The 17,817-nt window shown below is 57.7% G+C and carries 17 protein-coding genes and 2 pseudogenes; all 19 read left to right on the top strand.

Features of this window, described 5'->3' with window-relative positions; genetic code table 11:
- The 19 genes and pseudogenes from ccoN to npdG all read left to right on the top strand — a co-directional run bounded on the left by ccoN (position 1) and on the right by npdG (position 17,814).
- Positions 1-1,647, top strand: coding sequence for a cytochrome-c oxidase, cbb3-type subunit I (gene ccoN / locus AC1RQ5_RS26815; RefSeq protein WP_493203052.1), 1,647 nt, complete (start codon positions 1-3; stop codon positions 1,645-1,647).
- Positions 1,648-1,649: 2 nt separating this feature from the next.
- A pseudogene (gene ccoO, locus AC1RQ5_RS26810) lies at positions 1,650-2,075 on the top strand (cytochrome-c oxidase, cbb3-type subunit II); the annotation flags it as partial.
- 76 nt (positions 2,076-2,151) lie between these two features.
- Positions 2,152-3,502: pseudogene (locus tag AC1RQ5_RS26805) on the top strand (IS3 family transposase).
- A gap of 61 nt (positions 3,503-3,563) precedes the next feature.
- Entirely contained in the window at positions 3,564-3,821 is a 258-nt protein-coding gene (locus AC1RQ5_RS26800; protein ID WP_493203585.1) for a TRAP transporter large permease subunit, read from the top strand.
- A gap of 169 nt (positions 3,822-3,990) precedes the next feature.
- Positions 3,991-5,130, top strand: coding sequence for an ABC transporter substrate-binding protein (locus tag AC1RQ5_RS26795; RefSeq protein ID WP_493203051.1), 1,140 nt, complete (start codon positions 3,991-3,993; stop codon positions 5,128-5,130).
- A gap of 73 nt (positions 5,131-5,203) precedes the next feature.
- Positions 5,204-6,079 carry a branched-chain amino acid ABC transporter permease gene (locus tag AC1RQ5_RS26790; RefSeq protein ID WP_493203049.1) on the top strand — a complete coding sequence of 292 codons (876 nt, stop codon included), beginning with the start codon at positions 5,204-5,206 and terminating at the stop codon, positions 6,077-6,079.
- A 2-nt stretch (positions 6,080-6,081) separates the two neighbouring features.
- Positions 6,082-7,026, top strand: coding sequence for a branched-chain amino acid ABC transporter permease (locus AC1RQ5_RS26785; protein ID WP_493203047.1), 945 nt, complete (start codon positions 6,082-6,084; stop codon positions 7,024-7,026).
- Positions 7,023-7,814: an ABC transporter ATP-binding protein gene (locus tag AC1RQ5_RS26780; protein ID WP_493203045.1), complete on the top strand. Its 792-nt coding sequence runs from the start codon at positions 7,023-7,025 to the stop codon at positions 7,812-7,814. Before AC1RQ5_RS26785 ends, AC1RQ5_RS26780 begins: the two co-directional genes overlap by 4 nt.
- Positions 7,801-8,499 carry an ABC transporter ATP-binding protein gene (locus AC1RQ5_RS26775; protein ID WP_493203043.1) on the top strand — a complete coding sequence of 233 codons (699 nt, stop codon included), beginning with the start codon at positions 7,801-7,803 and terminating at the stop codon, positions 8,497-8,499. Before AC1RQ5_RS26780 ends, AC1RQ5_RS26775 begins: the two co-directional genes overlap by 14 nt.
- Positions 8,496-9,266 carry a coenzyme F420-0:L-glutamate ligase gene (cofE, locus tag AC1RQ5_RS26770; RefSeq protein ID WP_493203041.1) on the top strand — a complete coding sequence of 257 codons (771 nt, stop codon included), beginning with the start codon at positions 8,496-8,498 and terminating at the stop codon, positions 9,264-9,266. The genes AC1RQ5_RS26775 and cofE overlap by 4 nt, the downstream gene beginning before the upstream one ends.
- Complete coding sequence (gene cofD, locus AC1RQ5_RS26765) at positions 9,263-10,204, top strand: 2-phospho-L-lactate transferase (protein ID WP_493203039.1); 942 nt, start codon at positions 9,263-9,265, stop codon at positions 10,202-10,204. The genes cofE and cofD overlap by 4 nt, the downstream gene beginning before the upstream one ends.
- A complete protein-coding gene (locus tag AC1RQ5_RS26760) occupies positions 10,201-10,500 on the top strand; it encodes a 3-hydroxyacyl-CoA dehydrogenase NAD-binding domain-containing protein (protein WP_493203037.1) in 300 nt (99 codons plus the stop codon). Before cofD ends, AC1RQ5_RS26760 begins: the two co-directional genes overlap by 4 nt.
- Positions 10,479-11,189 carry a 3-hydroxyacyl-CoA dehydrogenase family protein gene (locus AC1RQ5_RS26755; RefSeq protein ID WP_493203035.1) on the top strand — a complete coding sequence of 237 codons (711 nt, stop codon included), beginning with the start codon at positions 10,479-10,481 and terminating at the stop codon, positions 11,187-11,189. Before AC1RQ5_RS26760 ends, AC1RQ5_RS26755 begins: the two co-directional genes overlap by 22 nt.
- A 110-nt stretch (positions 11,190-11,299) precedes the next feature.
- Entirely contained in the window at positions 11,300-12,340 is a 1,041-nt protein-coding gene (locus tag AC1RQ5_RS26750; protein WP_493203033.1) for an AraC family transcriptional regulator, read from the top strand.
- A 216-nt stretch (positions 12,341-12,556) separates the two neighbouring features.
- Positions 12,557-13,861 (top strand): phenylacetate--CoA ligase PaaK, encoded by a 1,305-nt coding sequence (gene paaK, locus AC1RQ5_RS26745; RefSeq protein ID WP_493203032.1) that lies wholly within the window; start codon positions 12,557-12,559, stop codon positions 13,859-13,861.
- A gap of 30 nt (positions 13,862-13,891) precedes the next feature.
- Positions 13,892-14,992, top strand: a complete 1,101-nt coding sequence (locus AC1RQ5_RS26740; protein ID WP_493203030.1) for a TIGR03617 family F420-dependent LLM class oxidoreductase — start codon at positions 13,892-13,894, stop codon at positions 14,990-14,992.
- A gap of 1 nt (position 14,993) precedes the next feature.
- Complete coding sequence (locus AC1RQ5_RS26735; protein WP_493203028.1) at positions 14,994-16,202, top strand: acetyl-CoA C-acetyltransferase; 1,209 nt, start codon at positions 14,994-14,996, stop codon at positions 16,200-16,202.
- Positions 16,202-17,116, top strand: coding sequence for an enoyl-CoA hydratase/isomerase family protein (locus tag AC1RQ5_RS26730; RefSeq protein ID WP_493203027.1), 915 nt, complete (start codon positions 16,202-16,204; stop codon positions 17,114-17,116). The genes AC1RQ5_RS26735 and AC1RQ5_RS26730 overlap by 1 nt, the downstream gene beginning before the upstream one ends.
- On the top strand, positions 17,113-17,814 hold the full coding sequence (gene npdG, locus AC1RQ5_RS26725; protein ID WP_493203025.1) for an NADPH-dependent F420 reductase: 702 nt from the start codon (positions 17,113-17,115) through the stop codon (positions 17,812-17,814). The genes AC1RQ5_RS26730 and npdG overlap by 4 nt, the downstream gene beginning before the upstream one ends.
- Positions 17,815-17,817 lie beyond the last annotated feature (3 nt).

The raw sequence follows: 17,817 nt of genomic DNA, 5'->3' as shown, positions 1-17,817 counted from the left end.
ATGATGGCTCAGTTGACAAGATCGGAACGCGACCTTGCGTTGATTTTGCTGTTGGCGCTGACGGTTTTTGGATTAGCGATGACTATCATGGGGATCAGCGATCCTCTTAGTGCCCACGGCGCAATCGTGATGCTCGTGGGTATCGCCGGCATCTTCAAGGTCATCAATGTCTACTACGACCCCGAACCGGACGAGGCGCGGCTTGCGCGCTACTACGATGATCCGACGAAGGTCGCACTCGTACTTGCGATGGTTTGGGCCTTCGTCGGCGATTGGGTGGCGTGGCAATTGGTCTTCCCAGATCTCACCTTCGATGCGGGCTGGTCAAGTTTCGGTCGCCTCCGTCCTCTTCATACCAGCGGCGTCATCTTCGGATTCGGCGGCAATGCGCTGATCGGCACCTCGCTCTATGTCTTGCAGCGGACCTCCCGCGCGCGTGTGCCGGATCAACTCAGCCCGTGGTTCGTTTTGTTCGGCTACAATCTATTTTGCCTCCTTGCCGGCACCGGCTACCTGATGGGGATTACCCAGTCGAAAGAATATGCCGAGCCGGAATGGTATGCCGACATCCTGTTGGTGATTGTCTGGATCGTGTACTTCGCGATTTATGTGCGGACATTGGCCCGGCGCAAGGAGCCGCACATCTATGTCGCGAACTGGTACTACATGGCGTTCATCCTGGTGGTGGCGATCCTGCACACTGTCAACAACCTGACGATGCCGGTCTCGCTCGGCCACGCCAAGAGTTATTCGGCCTTCGCCGGCGTGCAGGATGCGATGACCGAATGGTGGTACGGCCACAACGCCGTCGCCTTCTTCCTCACCTCTGGCTTCCTCGGCATGATGTATTACTTCCTCCCGGTGCGAGCAGGGCGGCCGATCTATTCATATCGGATGTCGATCATCTCGTTCTGGGGCATCACCTTCATGTACATGTGGGTGGGCTCGCATCACCTGCATTACACGGCGCTGCCTCAATGGGTGCAGACCCTCGGAATGACGTTCTCGTTGATGTTATTGATTCCGTCCTGGGGCTCGGCCGCGAACGCTCTGCTCACGCTGAACGGAGCCTGGCACAAGGTGCGAAGCGATGCCACGCTTCGCTTCATGATGGTCGCGGCCGTCTTCTACGGCGTCACAACGTTCGAGGGATCGTTTATGGCGATCCGCTCGGTGAACTCGCTGTCGCATTACACCGACTGGACGGTGGGCCATGTGCACGCAGGGGCTCTCGGTTGGGTCGCTATGATCACTTTCGGGTCCATTTATGCCGTCGTCCCGTGGCTCTGGAAGCGGGAGCGCATGTACTCGTCGCGTCTGATCGAGGTGCACTTCTGGCTCGCTGTCGCCGGACTCTTCACGTACGTCTTCGCAATGTGGAATTCCGGCATCATCCAGGGCCTGATGTGGCGTACGTACAACAGTAGCGGAACGCTCTCGTACTCGTTTATCGAGACGGTCGCCGCGATGAAGCCGTACTATGTCGCTCGTGCGATCGGCGGTCTGTTTTTCCTCGCCGGCGCTATGACTGGTCTTTTCAACGTCTGGATGACGATCCGCGAGTCGGGTGAGGCGACCGACGCGAAGGCCTCTGATCGGCCGTTGCCGCTGCCATCGACACCGCCAGTTCTGCAGTCGGGAGAGTGATCATGGGATTTCTCGGGCTGCATTATCGCGTCGAGCGAAAGACCATGACGCTTGCAATCGGCATCATCTTTGCCGCCTCGATCGGAGGCATCGTCGAGATCGCTCCGCTCTTCACCATTCATCAGACGGTTGAAGATGCACCAGACATGCGCGTCTACACGCCGCTGGAGCTTGCAGGCCGCAACATCTACATAAGAGAAGGGTGCTACTCCTGTCATTCACAGATGATCCGCACCTTGCGCGACGAAGTGGGACGCTACGGACCCTACTCGCTCGCCGTCGAATCAAAGTACCATCATCCGATGCTATGGGGGTCGAAGCGAACTGGCCCCGACCTCGCAAGGCTCGGCGGCAAGTACACCGACGACTGGCACGTCAAACATCTCATTAATCCTCGCGACGTCGTTCCACAGTCGGTGTGTTCGGCGTCATCGCCTCTGAGACCAAATGAGGGACTTCACGAAAGGAGGACTTCTGGTTCATCGTAGCCGTCAGGGAGCGAAGATGAAGCAGAAATCCGGACTGGGCAAAGCGCCCGCAGAACAAGTGCTAAAAGATATCCGGCGGCAGACGCGTCGGCAGTATTCGGCGGAAGAGAAGATCCGTATCGTGCTGGAAGGACTGCGCGGCGAGGAGAACATCTCCGAGCTGTGCCGCCGTGAAGGCATTGCCGCCTCGATGTATTACGGTTGGTCGAAGGAGTTTTTGGAGGCCGGCAAACGCCGCCTGGCGGGTGACACGGCCCGCTCCGCCACGTCCGGTGAGGTGAAAGACCTTCGCCGCGAAGCCTCCGAATTGAAGGAGGTGGTGGCCGACCTGACCCTGGAGAACCGCCTGCTCAAAAAAAGCATGAACGGGGCTGGGGAGGACGAGGCATGAGGTATCCAGCATCCGAGAAATCCGAAATAATCGCGCTGGTCGAGCAATCGCATCTGCCTGCCAGGCGCACGTTGGAAAAGCTCGGCGTCCCGCGAGCCACCTTTTATAGATGGTACGATCGCTATCGCGAGGGTGGCATCGAGGCGCTGGCCGATCACCGCTCCAAGCCGGACCGGGTCTGGAATCGCATCCCGGACGATGTCCGCGGTCAGATCGTCGATCTGGCACTGGAACACCCCGAGCTGTCGCCGCGAGAGCTGGCGGTGCGCTTCACCGACGAGAGAAAATACTTTGTCTCCGAGGCTTCGGTCTATCGGCTGCTGAAGGCGCACGACCTGATCACCAGCCCCGCCTATGTGGTGATCAAGGCGGCTAATGAGTTCAAGGACAAGACCACGGCGATCAACCAGCTTTGGCAGACCGACTTCACCTACCTCAAGATCACTGGCTGGGGCTGGTACTATCTATCGACGGTGCTCGACGACTTCTCTCGTTACATTGTGGCCTGGAGGCTTGGTCCCACCATGTGCGCCTCCGACGTCACGGCCACGCTCGATCAGGCGCTTGCCGCCTCAGGCTTGGACCACGTCAATATAAAGCAGCGGCCACGGCTTCTGAGCGACAACGGATCAAGTTACGTCGCGGAAGATCTGGCACCTGGCTCAAGGGCAAGGACATGCAGCATGTGCGCGGTGCGCCGTATCATCCCCAGACCCAAGGCAAGATCGAGCGCTGGCATCAGACCTTGAAGAACCGCATCTTGCTCGAGAATTACTATTTACCGAGGGACCTCGAACGTCAGCTCAGCGGCTTCGTCGAACACTACAACCATCACCGCTATCATGAGAGCATCGACAACCTCACGCCTGCGGATGTTTACTTCGGCCGAGCCGAAACCATCCTGACTGAGCGTGCGCGCATCAAACGTGAAACCATTGCAAACCGCCGCTTGCAGCATCTATTGCAAGCCGCTTAAACTTTAACCCTAGATGAGCCAGATCCTCCCTTCTCGAAATGCCTGAGCGGTCTCAAATTATCTGACGACGAACATGGAGCTCGGCACATTCTCGCCGCCGATCGGCGTCGGAATGTTTGTGACCTGCTCGATCTGCGAGACCTCAATGGAGAATGCCGCCCATCATATGTGGCCCTGTCATATTGTGCTCGTCGCGAGCCCTGTGCTGATTGCCCCTGTCCGTGGTTTACCCTTTTGGTTCCGCAGCTATTCGTGGCGTCCCAACGGGAACGGGGAAATATCAGCGCCGTGTCCGGCGGCATGCGACACTGGACGATGATCTGTCTTCTGAGGCAATCGAAGCTAGAGCGTCAGTGACAGCCACGTGATCGAATCTGTCTCCCCCATTGTCATTTTCGGTCCCTTTCCGTGCAAAGGCTGCGTGATATCAGGCCTTAGGTCCCAGCAAACAAGACCTCAACTCGAAAAGCATGAATGGGGGAGATGCAATGAAGGTGGCGAAGTACGGCGCTTGTTCATTTCTGGCGCTTCTGCTGAACGCGCATGTTGCGTTCGCAGACGTCAAGATTGGAGCCGTGGTTTCGGCGACGGGGCCTGCATCCTTCTTGGGAGATCCGCAGAAGCAGACCGTCGAGCTGTATGTGAAGCAGCTCAATGACAAGGGTGGCATCAACGGCGAACCCGTCAAACTAGTCCTGTACGACGACGGCAGCGACGCCAACGCATCTCGCACCTTCGCGACGCGCCTTGTTGAGGAAGACAAGGTTGATGCTGTGATCGGAGGCAGCGGCACCGGCAATTCATTGGCAATGATTCCGGTCTTCGAAGACGCGCAGGTACCATACGTGTCGTTCTCGGGCGGTGTCGAAATCATTGACCCGGTTCGCAAGTGGGTTTTCAAGCCCCCGCACACCGACCTCATGGCGTGCCAGAAGATCTATGAGGATATGAAGAAGCGAGGCATCTCTAGGGTCGCGATTATCGCCGGTCAGGTCGGCTTGGCCAAGTCTATGGAACGGCAGTGCAAACGTGTCGCAGGCGAACACGGCATCACCATTGTCGCTTCGGAAAGCTACGGGCCGCGCGATAGCGATGTGACCCCTCAGTTGAACCGTATTAAGGCGTTGCCGGATGTTCAAGCTGTCCTCAATCCGGATATCGGGCAGGGGCCAGCCGTCGTGACGCGCAACTTCCGGCAGCTCGGAATGACGCAGAAGCTTTATCTGAGCCATGCGGCGGCGACGTCTGGCTATCTGAAGGCGGTCGGAAATGATGCGGCGGGACTCCTGTTGCCGGCTCCGACGCTTTTGATTGCGGACTCTCTGCCCGACAGCGAACCTCTCAAGAAGGTTCTCGTCGACTACAAGACGGCCTTCGAGAAATCCACGAGCAAGGAAGCCGATGCGTTCGGCGGTTATGCTCATGATTGCCTGCTCCTTCTGGCTGATGCGATGAAGCGCGCGGGTTCAAAGGACAAGAAAGCTGTGCGCGATGCCTTGGAAGCCACTAAGGGATTCCTCGGCACGGTCGGCAGCATCAACATGACCCCTACGGATCACCTTGGCATCGACCTGAGTTCTTTCCGGATGATTACCGTCAAAGACGGGAAATGGACCGCGGCAGACTGATCCTCGGCAATATTAGGTCATAGGTGAGAACCGGCGGACATTGCGCCGCCGGAATCTCCGCAAGGAGTATAGGGTGACAACCTTCTTCCAGTTGCTCGTGTCGGGCATCACCGTCGGATCGATTTACGCGCTTGTCGCCATAGGCTTCACGCTTGTTTATCGCGCGTCTGACATCTTCAATTTTGCTCAGGGCGAATATGTCATGCTCGGCGGCATGATCACTGGCGTGTTGATGGTATCGTCTGGATTCGGCTTGGTCCCCGCCGGGGCAATTGCCATCATTGTGACGGTGGGTATCGGTCTTTCAGGATACTTCCTCGCTATCCGGCAGGCGCGTTTGGCAGGGCCGGTTCAGATACTGATCATCACAATCGGCATCTCCGTCCTGCTCCGAGGATTCACTTCGGCAATTCTCGGCAAGGACTTCGTCCGAATTCCGAGCTTCATTTCTCCCGAAGTTCTTCACATCGGGGGTGTTGCAGTGCAGTCGCAGGCCGTACTGGTTATTCTGGGCACCGGGATCATGTCCCTAGTGCTTTGGTTGTTTCTCAAGCTCACCGTCCTCGGGAAGGGAGTCACTGCCGTGTCCGCCAACCCGATGGCGGCAAGTCTCGTAGGCATCAATCCGTCACTGATCGTCGCACTTTGTTTCGCTATCTCCGCCTTCATCGGCGTCGTCGGAGGCCTGCTGGCGACACCTATCACCCTGTCCACTTACGACTCCGGAACGATGCTGGCGATCAAGGGATTTTCCGCGGCAATGCTCGGAGGCATGTCGGGGGCCGCTGGGCCACTCGTCGGGGGACTCCTGATTGGACTGCTGGAGGCCTTCGGCGCTGGCTATCTGTCGTCCACCTATAAAGATGTCGTTGCGCTCGTTGTTCTGCTCGCGGTTCTCGCCTTTAGGCCGCAGGGAATATTTGGCAGCCAGTCCGTGCAGCGAGTTTGAAAATGTCACGCTTCATCAAGAATCCATTCGTTCCCACTCTATTGATTGCGGTCTTGATCGCCATCATCCCGTTAATCGTCGGGTCGAACTTTCAGATCCGTATGGCGACGATGGTCTTTATCTTTTCAATCGTCGTTCTCGGCCTCAATCTTCTCATGGGGTATGCGGGACAGGTCAGCCTCGGTCACGCGGGATTCTTCGTTCTGGGCGCGTATTCGGTTGCGCTCGGCCCGTCCTTGTTTGGGATCAATCCTTGGATCTCGATGCTATGCGGCATTCTGCTTACGTCGATCCTAGCATTCGTGATTGGTCGTCCCATTCTGAAACTCAGCGGCTATCATCTGGCGATGGCAACGCTCGCCTTTGGCGCCATTGTGTACATCTTCGTCACGAACGAAGTGAACCTTACTGGCGGACCGGACGGTATGCCGGTCGTTCGTGCAAATTTCTCGGTGTTCGGACTGTCGCACCTAATGAGCTGGTACTGGCTGACCGGCGGATTCCTGGTCTTGTCCATGTTTGTCCTAACCAACCTTCTGGCTAGCCCGACGGGGCGCCAACTCCGTGCGTTGCACGACAGCGAGGTGGCGGCCGGTGTACTCGGAATCGATGTCGCGCGAGCGAAACTCGTCGCCTTCGTGATTTCCGCAGGTCTCGCGGCGTTGGCCGGTGCCTGTCTCGCTCTTCTTGACAGCCACATCACGCCGGTAGCCGGCAGTATTTTGCGATCGGTTGAACTTCTCACGATGGCTGTAGTCGGCGGTCTCGGATCTTTGATCGGCAGCATCGTCGGCGCGGCATTCCTTGTTTTGCTACCGCAGGTTCTAACCGGATTTCACGACTATGAGCACGCCATTCTCGGACTACTTCTGGTGACGATCATGGTTCTTCTACCCCAGGGGATCGTCCCTTCGCTGAATTCTTTGTTTAAGCGGTGGCTGGCATGATCCGGTTGGAGGTCGAGGGAGCATCGATCCATTTTGGCGGTGTAAAGGCGTTGCAGGATGTTTCGCTTCATGTGAACGAGGCCGAAGTGCTTGCACTGATCGGTCCCAACGGTGCCGGGAAGACCACGCTCTTCAACGTTATTTCCGGTGTTTATCAAGCCACGTCTGGCAGGATCCTTTTGGATGGAAAGGATGTAACGGGGCTGCGCCCGTTCGAGCTGGCCCATCGTGGATTGACGCGGACGTTCCAGAATTTGCAGATATTCTATCGCATGACGGCGCTGGAAAACGTCATGGTTGGTCGCAACATCAGAGAGCGAAGCAATCTGTTCGGCAATCTTCTCGGGCTTCCTTCCGTTCATCGCCAGAATGCCGAGAGCCGTGATCGAGCAACCGAACTTCTGGAGTTCGTTGGGCTCGCCAATTATGCGAACAGGCAAGCCGGCGAGTTGTCTTACGGCATTCTCAAGCGCCTCGAGATAGCGCGGGCATTGGCGCTTGAGCCGCGTGTCCTTCTGCTGGACGAGCCAGTGGCGGGATGCAACGCGACCGAAACCGCAGAGATCGATGCCGTTATTCGGAAGATCGTCAGCACGGGAATCTCGGTCGTACTCGTCGAGCACGATATCCATCTCATCATGAATCTTGCCGACAAGATCCATGTTCTCGACCGTGGCGCAACCTTGGCGACAGGTACGCCGCAGGAGGTCCGGAGCAATCCGGCAGTAATCTCTGCTTACCTCGGTGCTCCAGAAGCTGCAATGGAGGTCGCCGATGTTGAAAGTTGAGGGTCTATCGAGCGGCTACGGCCGCATCAAGGCACTTCATGACGTCAACCTCGATGTCGCGCGGGGGGAGATCGTCGCGCTCGTCGGAGCCAATGGCGCCGGAAAGACGACGCTGCTGAAAGCGATTTCAGGCGTGCAGCCGATCTCCGCGGGTCGGGTGGCGATCGACGGTGTTTCGCTGGAAAGGCTGTCGGCGCATCGCCGCGTACGACTGGGACTTTCCCTAGTGCCAGAGGGACGCCAGATTTTCGCTCCACTCACGGTAGAGGACAATCTGCGCATCGGTGCCTGGACACGGAAAGATGATATCTCGGCCGACCTCGTCAAGGTTTACGAGTATTTCCCGATCCTCGCTGATTTCCGCAATCGACCCGCAGGATCGTTATCCGGTGGGCAACAGCAGATGCTTGCCGTCGGCCGCGCACTTATGGCGGAGCCGCAGATGCTTCTTCTAGATGAACCGTCCATGGGGCTCGCTCCGCTCGTCTTCCGCCAGATATTCTCGGTTTTGAGGACGATCCGTGATAGCGGCGTGACGGTCTTTGTTGTCGAGCAGAACGTCAACGCCGTCCTTCAGATGGTGGATAGGGCATATGTACTCGAGATGGGCCGCGTGACCTTGCAAGGAACCGGGCAGGAGTTGCTTTCGGACAAGCGCGTGCAGTCAGCTTATCTAGGAGTGTGATAGTGCCCGCGATTTCGCTGCACGCTGTTACCGGGGCCCCCCATGTAGAACCGGGAGACGAGTTGGCCGACGTGATCGCCGATACGGTCATGCGCAACGGGATAGAACTCGCGGAGCACGATATTGTCGTGCTGGCGCAGAAGATTGTCTCAAAGTCGGAAGGACGCTATGTGGATATCGATAGCGTCGACCCCTCGCAGGAAGCGATCAAGCTTGCTGGCATCTGTCGCAAGGATCCTCGTCTCGTCGAGCTTATTCTACAAGAATCGACGTCGGTGGTTCGGTGCGTCCCCAACGTGCTCATCGTGAGACACAGGCTGGGCCTTGTGCTGGCAAACGCCGGGATAGATCAGTCGAACCTGCCCGAAAATCTGACCGGAAGTCGCGCGTTGTTGCTGCCGCTGGACCCCGACGGGAGCGCCGCCAAGATCCGTGCTGGGCTTCAAAAGCGCATCGGTTGCAACTGCGGAGTGGCGATTATCGACAGTCTTGGTCGGCCTTGGCGCGTTGGCACGACCGGAATTTGCATCGGCGCATCGGGGATTGTGACCATCAACGATATGCGGGGATCGAAGGACCTCTACGGTCGTACGCTGCAGTCGACGATCGTTGCCACCGGTGACGAACTTGCCGCAGCAGCATCGCTCATTATGGGACAAGGGAGCGAAGGGACGCCGATTGTGGTCGTCAAGGGATTGGTCGCGACCTCGGTCACTGGCCGCGCGGCAGACATTGTGCGGCCGCTCAATGAGGATCTGTTCGGATGAAACGTCACTACATCGCACTTTGTGGTGGCGTCGGCGGGTCCAAGTTCGCCGATGGGCTTGCCCGGATTCTCTCTCCGGATGAATTGACAATTGTTGTCAATACCGCGGACGATTTCGAGCATCTGGGACTGAGGATTTGTCCGGACATCGACACGGTCTCCTACATGCTCGGAGGCCTCGTTGATCCCGGGCGCGGGTGGGGCAGGGCTGACGAAACTTGGTCCTTCATGCAGACCTTGTCCGGCTTCGGAGGCGAAGACTGGTTTCAACTCGGTGATCGTGATCTGGCGCTGCACATTTACAGGACGGCCCGGCTGAACCGTGGTGACATGCTTGCCGACGTGACGGCAGACGTCTGCGCTCGCTGGCGGATAACGCACATCCCCGTTCCGATGTGTGAAGAGGGCGTTAGGACGATCGTGTCCACAACGTCCGGCGACATGGCGTTTCAAGATTACTTCGTGAGGCACAAATGCATGCCCACGGCGACCTCTGTGCGGTTTCAGAATGTCGAGAGAGCGACGCCTTCGAAAGCGTTCTCGCAAGCGCTGAAGAATCCCGATCTTGCGGGGATCCTGATAGCGCCATCCAATCCGATCCTAAGTATCGAGCCCATTCTCTCGATTCCCGGCGTCCGCGAGCGTATCGCCGAACTCAACGTACCGGTCATCGCAGTTTCCCCGCTGATTGGCGGAAAAGCGGTGAAGGGCCCCGCCGACAAGCTTATGGCAGAACTCGGTCACACCGCAGGCAACACGGCTATTTCCGCATATTATGGTGACATTCTCGATGGCTTGATCATCGACAGCCGTGACTCGTGCGATATCCCGAGCCTTGCGGTTCGCGCGAAACATGCGGATACGATGATGAAAGTCGCAGATGACCGCGTGAGGGTGGCGCAATGCTCCTTGGATTTGCTGCGGGAATTGACGGCGTGACCGCCGCGATCGTCGGCGATGGGATGCTCGCTTCTGACATCGCGAGCCTAGTCGAAAGTTCAGGTCAGTCTGCTATACGGATATCGACGTCTGAAGTGAGGGCGTCGGACGCGCTCCGTCGAGCCCGCTTCGTGTTCGAGGCAAGCGGATGGCCGCTCGAACGAAAGCGAGAACTTCTGCAAGCATTGGGATCCGTTGCATCGGAAAACACGGTGATCTGCTCCGACGAGTCGGTCATACCTCGTCGAGAGTTGCTGCAAGGCGCCGAGGATTCTTGGCGCATCGTTTCATCGTAAGCCACTTCTTCATACCGACGGCCAAGTTGACATTGGTTGAGTTGATCTCTGGAGATGACGTTGAGTCAGCCTTCGACGCCGGGCTGACGAATTATTTGGCCGTCGGCCTCGGTAGGCGGGTGCTTCGATGTCCTGACACGCCGGGGTTCATCGCAAATCGCTTGGGTCTCATGTTTGCTCTCCGCGCGATGGCGATAGCTCTGGAGGAGGGGCTTCGTCCAGACCGAGCAGATGCAGTTCTGGTCTCTCAGTTCGGTTTGCCTCGCTCTGGGGCGTTCGGATTGATTGACCTTATTGGACTTGATGTTGTCAAAACGATCATCGGCAGCATGACGCAGCGCCTCAAGAACGATCGCGTTTGGCAGAAGTGCGACATTTTTTCACAGGAGCCGTTGTTGACTGCCGTTGGATCACCGGACAGTGATCACTTTTCATTCTTCCGGAGGGATCGCGAAAGCGATAGGCGAGAAGTGTTCGATCCCTTCAGACGCGTTTTCGAAGAGGTCGGCATGCCCGATGTCGCCCCCTCACAGTCCGCGAACTTCGTACGGAAACTAAGTAAAGAGTTCGGCGACTACTGCCGTGCGCTGGTCGCGTCAGAGGGGATCGCCACCGAGACTGTGGATCTGGCCCTGTGTGGCGGCTTCGGCTGGAAGGCAGGTCCGTTCGGGTGGCGAACCGAGAACTGATCGGTTCCGGGAACAATCAACAGGATTTGTCCCGGAAGGGTTTGAGGCGATCTGTCTACTCTTGCGATATAGTGCAGGCCGCCACCGAACCATTTCCGTCCCGGAGAGAAATGTCTACATCTTGCTCGCATTATTTCAGGGAAACCATTCGGGGGGCAGAACGGTGCGGCCTGGACGCAGAGAGACTGTTGGCCCAAATCCAAGTGACTCGACTGCAGATAGAGGATCCAACCTGGCGTGGGAGGTCCGACCAATTGGCACGCCTCGTCCAATTGGTCTGGTTGGCTCTGGGCGATGAGTTCATGGGGTTTACCGAGCATCGTTGCAAGGTCGGTACTTTCGCGATGGTCACACATGGCATCATCGGCGAGAGCTCATTGGAGCGAGCCTTGCAAAAAGCTGTCCTTTTTTATGGATTGGTGACCGAAGACATCAAGATGGATCTGGAGGCCGGCGAAAACCAAACTCTTGCCTTGAAGATGAAGTTCGTCAGACCCGAACTCGATCCGGCGCAATACATGCACGAATTCTGGCTCTCGATCTGGTACAGACTGATGAGCTGGCTGGGAGGATCGCTCGCTCCACTGGAGAAAGTAACGTTCTCCTATGTCCGCCCCGTAGTGCGGATCGAAGAATTCAAATACATGTTTCCGGCGGCGTACGAATTCGACGCTCCCGAAACAAGTCTGGTTTTTCGTCGTGATTATCTGCAGAATCCGATCGTCCGTTCGAAGCCCGAGCTGAAAAGCTTTCTTTCGGTGGCTCCGCTTGGCTTTATGACCATTCCGGCGGATGTCCTGAGCTACAGTCGGCGGATACGCAATCTAGTTCTCTCGGAGAGGCAGTTGCCCCTTCGGTTTCCAGAGTTCGAGGACGTGGCGAATGAGCTCGGAATCGGGGCGCAATCTCTTCGACGGAGGTTACGTCAGGAATCATCATCCTACCGAATTATCATCGAAAACATCAGACGAGATCTGGCGATCGAGAAGCTCGTACGCGGAAACTTTTCTGTCGCTGAATTGGCCGAACTTCTCGGATATTCCGAAACGCGGGCCTTCACACGGGCCTTTGGCCAGTGGACCGGAATGAGCCCAATCCAATACCGTGAGCATTTCCGGTCCCACGTAAGCCGTCCAATTGATCGGCCCTGAAAGCGTGCTCATCTCGGTCCAGATCTAAGATCATTTCTGTCCTGTTTCATGCACCGGACGTGAGACTAGTGTCCCGCCCAAGAGCAGAAATGTCGGGCTGGAAACTTCGCCTTCGACGTGGTCGCCGACAGGGCGGCGAAACGTCAATATTCCAGAGATATCTCTGCTCGGTCTCATCGTGCGTTCGATGGGAAGATGCCGTACGCGGAGAAAAACATGAATTCCAAGAACCAGTCGTTTCCGCTTGAGCCGATTGAGAAGGCCAGTCTCGACGAGCTACGTGCTCTACAACTAACGCGTCTGAAAAAGTCGCTGTTGCATACTCACGCTAACGTTCAGAGCTTCCGTCAGAAGTGCGGCGAGAAAGGCGTGCATCCGGAAGATTTGAAAGACCTTGCTGATCTTCGGTTGTTTCCGTTCAGCACCAAGCAGGATTTCAGAACGCATTATCCATTCGGTCTCTTCGCCGTGCCAATGGAGCAGGTCGTTCGCATCCATGCATCTAGCGGTACTACCGGTAAGCCGGCCGTGGTCGGCTACACCGCGAGCGATATGCAGGTGTGGTCAGATGTCGTTGCCCGTTCCTTGCGTGCCGCAGGTGCGCGTCCAGGTGACCGTGTTCACAATGCCTACAACTACGGTCTCTTCACAGGCGGTCTTGGCTCGCATGATGGAGCTCAGCGGCTTGGCTGCACCGTTATTCCTGTGTCAGGCGGTCAGACCGAACGGCAGGCCCAGCTGCTGGTGGACCTGGCGCCCACGATCATCATGGTGACACCGTCGTACCTCCTGAATATTGCTGATGAGATCGAACGGCAGGGCATCAAGACGGAGCAACTCAGCCTCAGGATCGCAATGGTTGGTGCTGAGCCTTGGACTGAGGCGATGCGGGAAGAGATTAACCGGCGGCTCAACCTCACCGCGATCAACTACTATGGGATCTCGGAGGTTATCGGTCCCGGCGTTGCGTCGGAGTGTATCGAGACGCTGGATGGCCCTACTTTTTGGGAAGACCACTTCTACCCCGAGATCATCGATCCCGAGACCGGCGAGGTGCTCCCCGATGGCTCTCACGGGGAGCTGGTCGTGACGAGTCTCACGAAGGAGGCTCTTCCGATTGTCAGATACAGAACCCGAGATCTGACGAGGCTTCTGCCCGGGACAGCGCGTCCGATGCGTCGGCTGGATCGTTTGACCGGACGCTCCGACGATATGTTGATCATCCGCGGTGTGAACATGTTTCCATCGCAGGTCGAGGAGCAGATCTTGGCGCTCTCCTCGTTCGCCGGTCACTACCAAATCGAGGTTTCTCGTCGCGGTACGCTCGACGACCTGACGATCCAGGTCGAGCTTCGCCCGGAGTCGGGGGATATCGAGGCGAGTGCTGTCGGTGCGCAACTCGCTCACAACATAAAGGCCCATATCGGCGTGACCGCGGTGATCGACGTGCGCCCGACTGGTTCGATTCCGCGTTCGGCCGGTAAGGCCGTTCGGATCATCGATCATCGCAAACTCACCTGAAATTCTCCAAAGCAACGTAAGAGGCACGTCATGAAGATTGAAACCCTGCTTCCGCTCGGAAAGGTGGATCCCGGACTCCGGGCGCCGGACAAGCCGCTCGACATCAAGACTATCGGCGAACAGGCGAAATTGGTTGAGGCGCTCGGATACGACGCGCTAATGACCGAAGAGACGAAGGACGATCCGTTCGTAATCATGGCCCTCGCTGCTCAGGCGACCACGACGTTGAAGGTCGGCACCGCCGTCACGATCGCGTTCCCACGCAGCCCGACCGTCATGGCGCTCAGCGCGTGGACGATCCAGAAGCTCTCCAGTGGGCGTTTCATCCTCGGTCTCGGTCCGCAAGTCCAGGCGCACATCCGCCGACGATACGGGCTCGACCCGCATCCGGCAGGCCCGTGGATGCGGGATTACATCAAGGCGGTACGTGCCGTTTGGGATTGCTGGCAGAACCAGACGAAGCTCGATTACCAAGGCGAATTCTACAAGCTGGACCTGATGGTGCCGCTGTTCGATCCGGGCCCGATCGAACATCCAGACATTCCGATCCACGTCGCGGCCGTGAACCCGATCATGAGCCAGGTCGCCGGCGAGGTCGCCGATGGTATCAGGCCGCATCCGGTCTGCACACCATCCTATATCGAGCAGGTCATGCTGCCAGCGGTTCGCGCGGGAGCGAAGAAAGCGGGTCGTAGTCTGGAGAAGTTCAGCGTATCGATGAAGCCTCTGGTCGCCGCCGCCGTCAATGAAGAGGAGCTGCAGCCGAAGATTCGGGACGCCCGCGCGCGTATCGCCTTCTACGCATCGACGCCGGCGTATCTCAACGCATTCGAACATCTCGGGCTTCAAGATCTGGCCAACGAAGCCAAGTACCTGTCTCGTGCGCAGGATTGGGAGGCGTTGCCAAAACTGATCTCCGACGAGATTCTCGACAAATTCGCCGTGATCGGGACCTACGACAAGGTCGGAAAGAAGCTGGTCGAACGCTTCGGATCTGTGGTGACGAACTCGGAATTCTCAATCCCCGTTCGGAACGAAGCGGAGCGTGATGCGCTGGCCGGTCTAGTCAAGGACGTCCAATCGTCCGGAGAGGATGCTGCCCGGGCCACGATCATGGGCAAGGGCGAGTAGGATGTCTCACGACGTCTTCCTGTTCGACGCGGTTCGGACGCCCAGAGGTCGTGGGCGCGTAGGCGGAGGGCTTCACGAAGTGAAGCCCATCGACCTCGCGGTCGCTCTCCTGAAAGCGCTGGAAGCGAGGAACAAGCTCGACACGGAACTCGTCGATGACATCATCATGGGTGTCGTCAATCCGCATGGGGAGCAGGGAAGCGTACTGCCTAAGTCGGCAGCCCTGCTTGCTGGTTGGAGCGAAAAGGCTTCAGGTTTGCAGATCAACCGCTTTTGCGCCTCGGGACTGGAAGCGATTAACACTGCGGTGGCGAAGATCGCCAGCGGGCAAAGCGAACTGGTCGTAGCGGGCGGCGTCGAATCCATGTCCCGGGTACCGATGGGATCCGATGGTGGACCTTGGGCTGAAGATGTCGCGACCAGTTTCGAAACTCAATTCGTGCCGCAGGGCGTTTCCGCTGATCTCATAGCCACTCTCGGAAGAATGGACCGTGCGCGGGTCGATGAGTTCGCCATGTATTCTCATCGGAAGGCCGATCACGCTTCTCAGAACGGATTTTTCGCGAAATCGTTTGTCCCCGTGAAGGATCGTAGTGGGTTGATCATTCTGGACCGCGATGAGCTCATCCGTCAGGACGCTTCGATGGCTGGACTTTCGCAGCTGAAGCCAGCCTTCGACAAGATTGGCGATACCGGCTTCGATGAGGTGGCGAGGTTACGGTACCCGGAGGCCCAAACGATCAATCATGTTCACACCGCTGGTAATTCGTCTGGCATCGCCGACGGTGCAGCCCTTGTTGTTCTCGGTTCTTTCGAAGCCGGACGGCGCTCTGGGTTAACGCCGCGAGCGCGAATTCGGCATTGCGCCGTCACGTCCGGGGACCCGACCATCATGCTGGCTGAGCCTGCTCCGGTTACTCGCAAGGTCTTGGCGCGGGCAGGACTGAGTATCGACGATATTGATCTGTTCGAGGTCAATGAGGCTTTTGCCGCAGTCGTTCTTCGGTTCATCGATGAACTGGGAGCTCAGGAACAAAAGGTCAATGTTAACGGCGGCGCCATCGCCATGGGCCATCCGTTAGGTGCGACTGGCGCGGTCCTCGTCAGCACGATCGTCGATGAACTCGAGCGTCGTGGCCTTCACCGGGGCCTGGTCACGCTGTGTGCCGCCAGCGGCATGGGCATCGCGACGCTGATTGAGAGGTTGTAATGGAACCCGCCTTTGAAGGCGTCTCGCTGACGATCGACAGTGAGCGTATAGCGACTGTGACTTTCGACCTTCCGGGCAAAGTCAACATCATGAACGACGACTTCATGACCGTCATGCCGAAATTGCTCGACGCCCTGGAAACCAGACGACGCGAATTGCGCGGGCTCATCATCTCCTCTGCGAAGTCGACGTTCTTCGCCGGCGGCGACTTGGACCTCATGCGCCGGGCAAAGAAGGGAGACGAGCAGTCGATATTCGACCACTTCGAATTGCTCAAGAGTTTCCTGCGACGTCTCGAAAAACTCGAACTCCCCCTTGTAGCTGCCATCAACGGCTCGGCTCTTGGTGGCGGCTACGAACTTTGCCTCTCTTGTCATCACCGTATCGCGCTGGCAAATCCGAAGACGCGCATCGGCCTGCCGGAAGTCAATTTCGGGATTCTGCCTGCCGCAGGCGGTGTCATTCGCCTGACCAGTGTCTTCGGCATCACGCGGGCGCTCGATTTTCTAGTCTCGGGACGAACGGTAGATGTCACGGAGGCCCTTGATGCTGGCCTCGTTCATGAAGTCGTGGCGAGCGAGGCCGCGCTAATGGATCGTGCAAAAGGGTGGATACTTGCCAATACAGACGTGCGACAGCCGTGGGACGTGCCACGTAAGCTGGGTGCACACAGGCTGTCCTCGGCTCAAAAAGGCGAGGCATTTCTTGTCGCACCGTGGCTGCAGAAAGTCGTCGGTCGGGGCAATCGCGCGGCAGTCGTCATCGCGGATATCGCCGCTGAAAGTCGATACCTCGATTTCGACACGGCCTCGCGGATCGAAACCCGGGGCTTCGTCGAGCTGGTTCTCTCCGAAGACGCGAACAGGAAAATCTCCGCGTTCTTTGAAGCCAGGAAGCCATCTCAGGCCGGATGATCACTGTCGTCGATCGCAAAGGAGAACAACAAATGTCTGAAAAGCCCACGATCGCAATTATTGGCGGTACCGGTGCGCTGGGAACGGGTCTCGCACGCCGCTGGGCGCATGCCGGTTACCCCATCGTGATCGGATCGCGGAATGCAGAGAGTGCCGAAACCGCGGCCAATGCGCTGAATGCGCTTTTGAAAGAGAACGGACGCGACCAGCGGGCTTCCGGAGCGGAGAATGTCGAGGCCGCAAAGCGGGCAGACCTCGTGGTGCTTTCAATTCCGTTCGCACAGCACGCTGAGGCAATCAATGCGCTCCGGGATGCGGTCCAGGGAAAGTTGGTTCTTGATACAACCGCACCGCTTGTTCCACCGAAGGTCGGGACCGTTCAGCTTCCCGCATCGGGCAGTGCCGCTGTTTCTACGCAGGTGGCGCTCGGCGATTCCGTGAGTGTCGTGTCGGCGTTCCAGACGGTTGCCGCGGACAAATTGCAGTCCCTCGAACCGATGGACGGCGACGTACTCGTCTGCGGCGGGAAGCGGGAAGATTGTGATCGTGTCATCGAACTTGTGAAGGCGACGGGCTTGCGTGGTCTTTATGCGGGGCCGCTGGCCAATTCTGCAGCGTCTGAGGCGCTGACTTCGATCCTGATCACCATCAATCGCCAGTTTAAGTGCCAGGCAGGTATCAAGCTAGTCGGACTGTGATGG

This window comes from Tardiphaga sp. GW821-FHT12E02 (genome assembly GCF_058807155.1).
Note: the sequence above shows the minus strand (reverse complement) of the source record. Positions and strands in the feature narration are given on the sequence as shown.

Excerpts from the sequence above, each read along its gene's own strand:
- AC1RQ5_RS26795 (WP_493203051.1), top strand. The coding sequence starts at position 3,991 with ATGAAGGTGGCGAAGTACGGCGCTTGTTCATTTCTGGCGCTTCTGCTG.
- AC1RQ5_RS26740 (WP_493203030.1), top strand. The coding sequence starts at position 13,892 with ATGAAGATTGAAACCCTGCTTCCGCTCGGAAAGGTGGATCCCGGACTC.
- AC1RQ5_RS26750 (WP_493203033.1), top strand. The coding sequence starts at position 11,300 with ATGTCTACATCTTGCTCGCATTATTTCAGGGAAACCATTCGGGGGGCA.
- paaK (WP_493203032.1), top strand. The coding sequence starts at position 12,557 with ATGAATTCCAAGAACCAGTCGTTTCCGCTTGAGCCGATTGAGAAGGCC.
- AC1RQ5_RS26735 (WP_493203028.1), top strand. The coding sequence starts at position 14,994 with ATGTCTCACGACGTCTTCCTGTTCGACGCGGTTCGGACGCCCAGAGGT.
- AC1RQ5_RS26730 (WP_493203027.1), top strand. The coding sequence starts at position 16,202 with ATGGAACCCGCCTTTGAAGGCGTCTCGCTGACGATCGACAGTGAGCGT.
- AC1RQ5_RS26785 (WP_493203047.1), top strand. The coding sequence starts at position 6,082 with ATGTCACGCTTCATCAAGAATCCATTCGTTCCCACTCTATTGATTGCG.
- cofD (WP_493203039.1), top strand. The coding sequence starts at position 9,263 with ATGAAACGTCACTACATCGCACTTTGTGGTGGCGTCGGCGGGTCCAAG.
- AC1RQ5_RS26780 (WP_493203045.1), top strand. The coding sequence starts at position 7,023 with ATGATCCGGTTGGAGGTCGAGGGAGCATCGATCCATTTTGGCGGTGTA.
- ccoN (WP_493203052.1), top strand. The coding sequence starts at position 1 with ATGATGGCTCAGTTGACAAGATCGGAACGCGACCTTGCGTTGATTTTG.
- npdG (WP_493203025.1), top strand. The coding sequence starts at position 17,113 with ATGATCACTGTCGTCGATCGCAAAGGAGAACAACAAATGTCTGAAAAG.
- AC1RQ5_RS26775 (WP_493203043.1), top strand. The coding sequence starts at position 7,801 with ATGTTGAAAGTTGAGGGTCTATCGAGCGGCTACGGCCGCATCAAGGCA.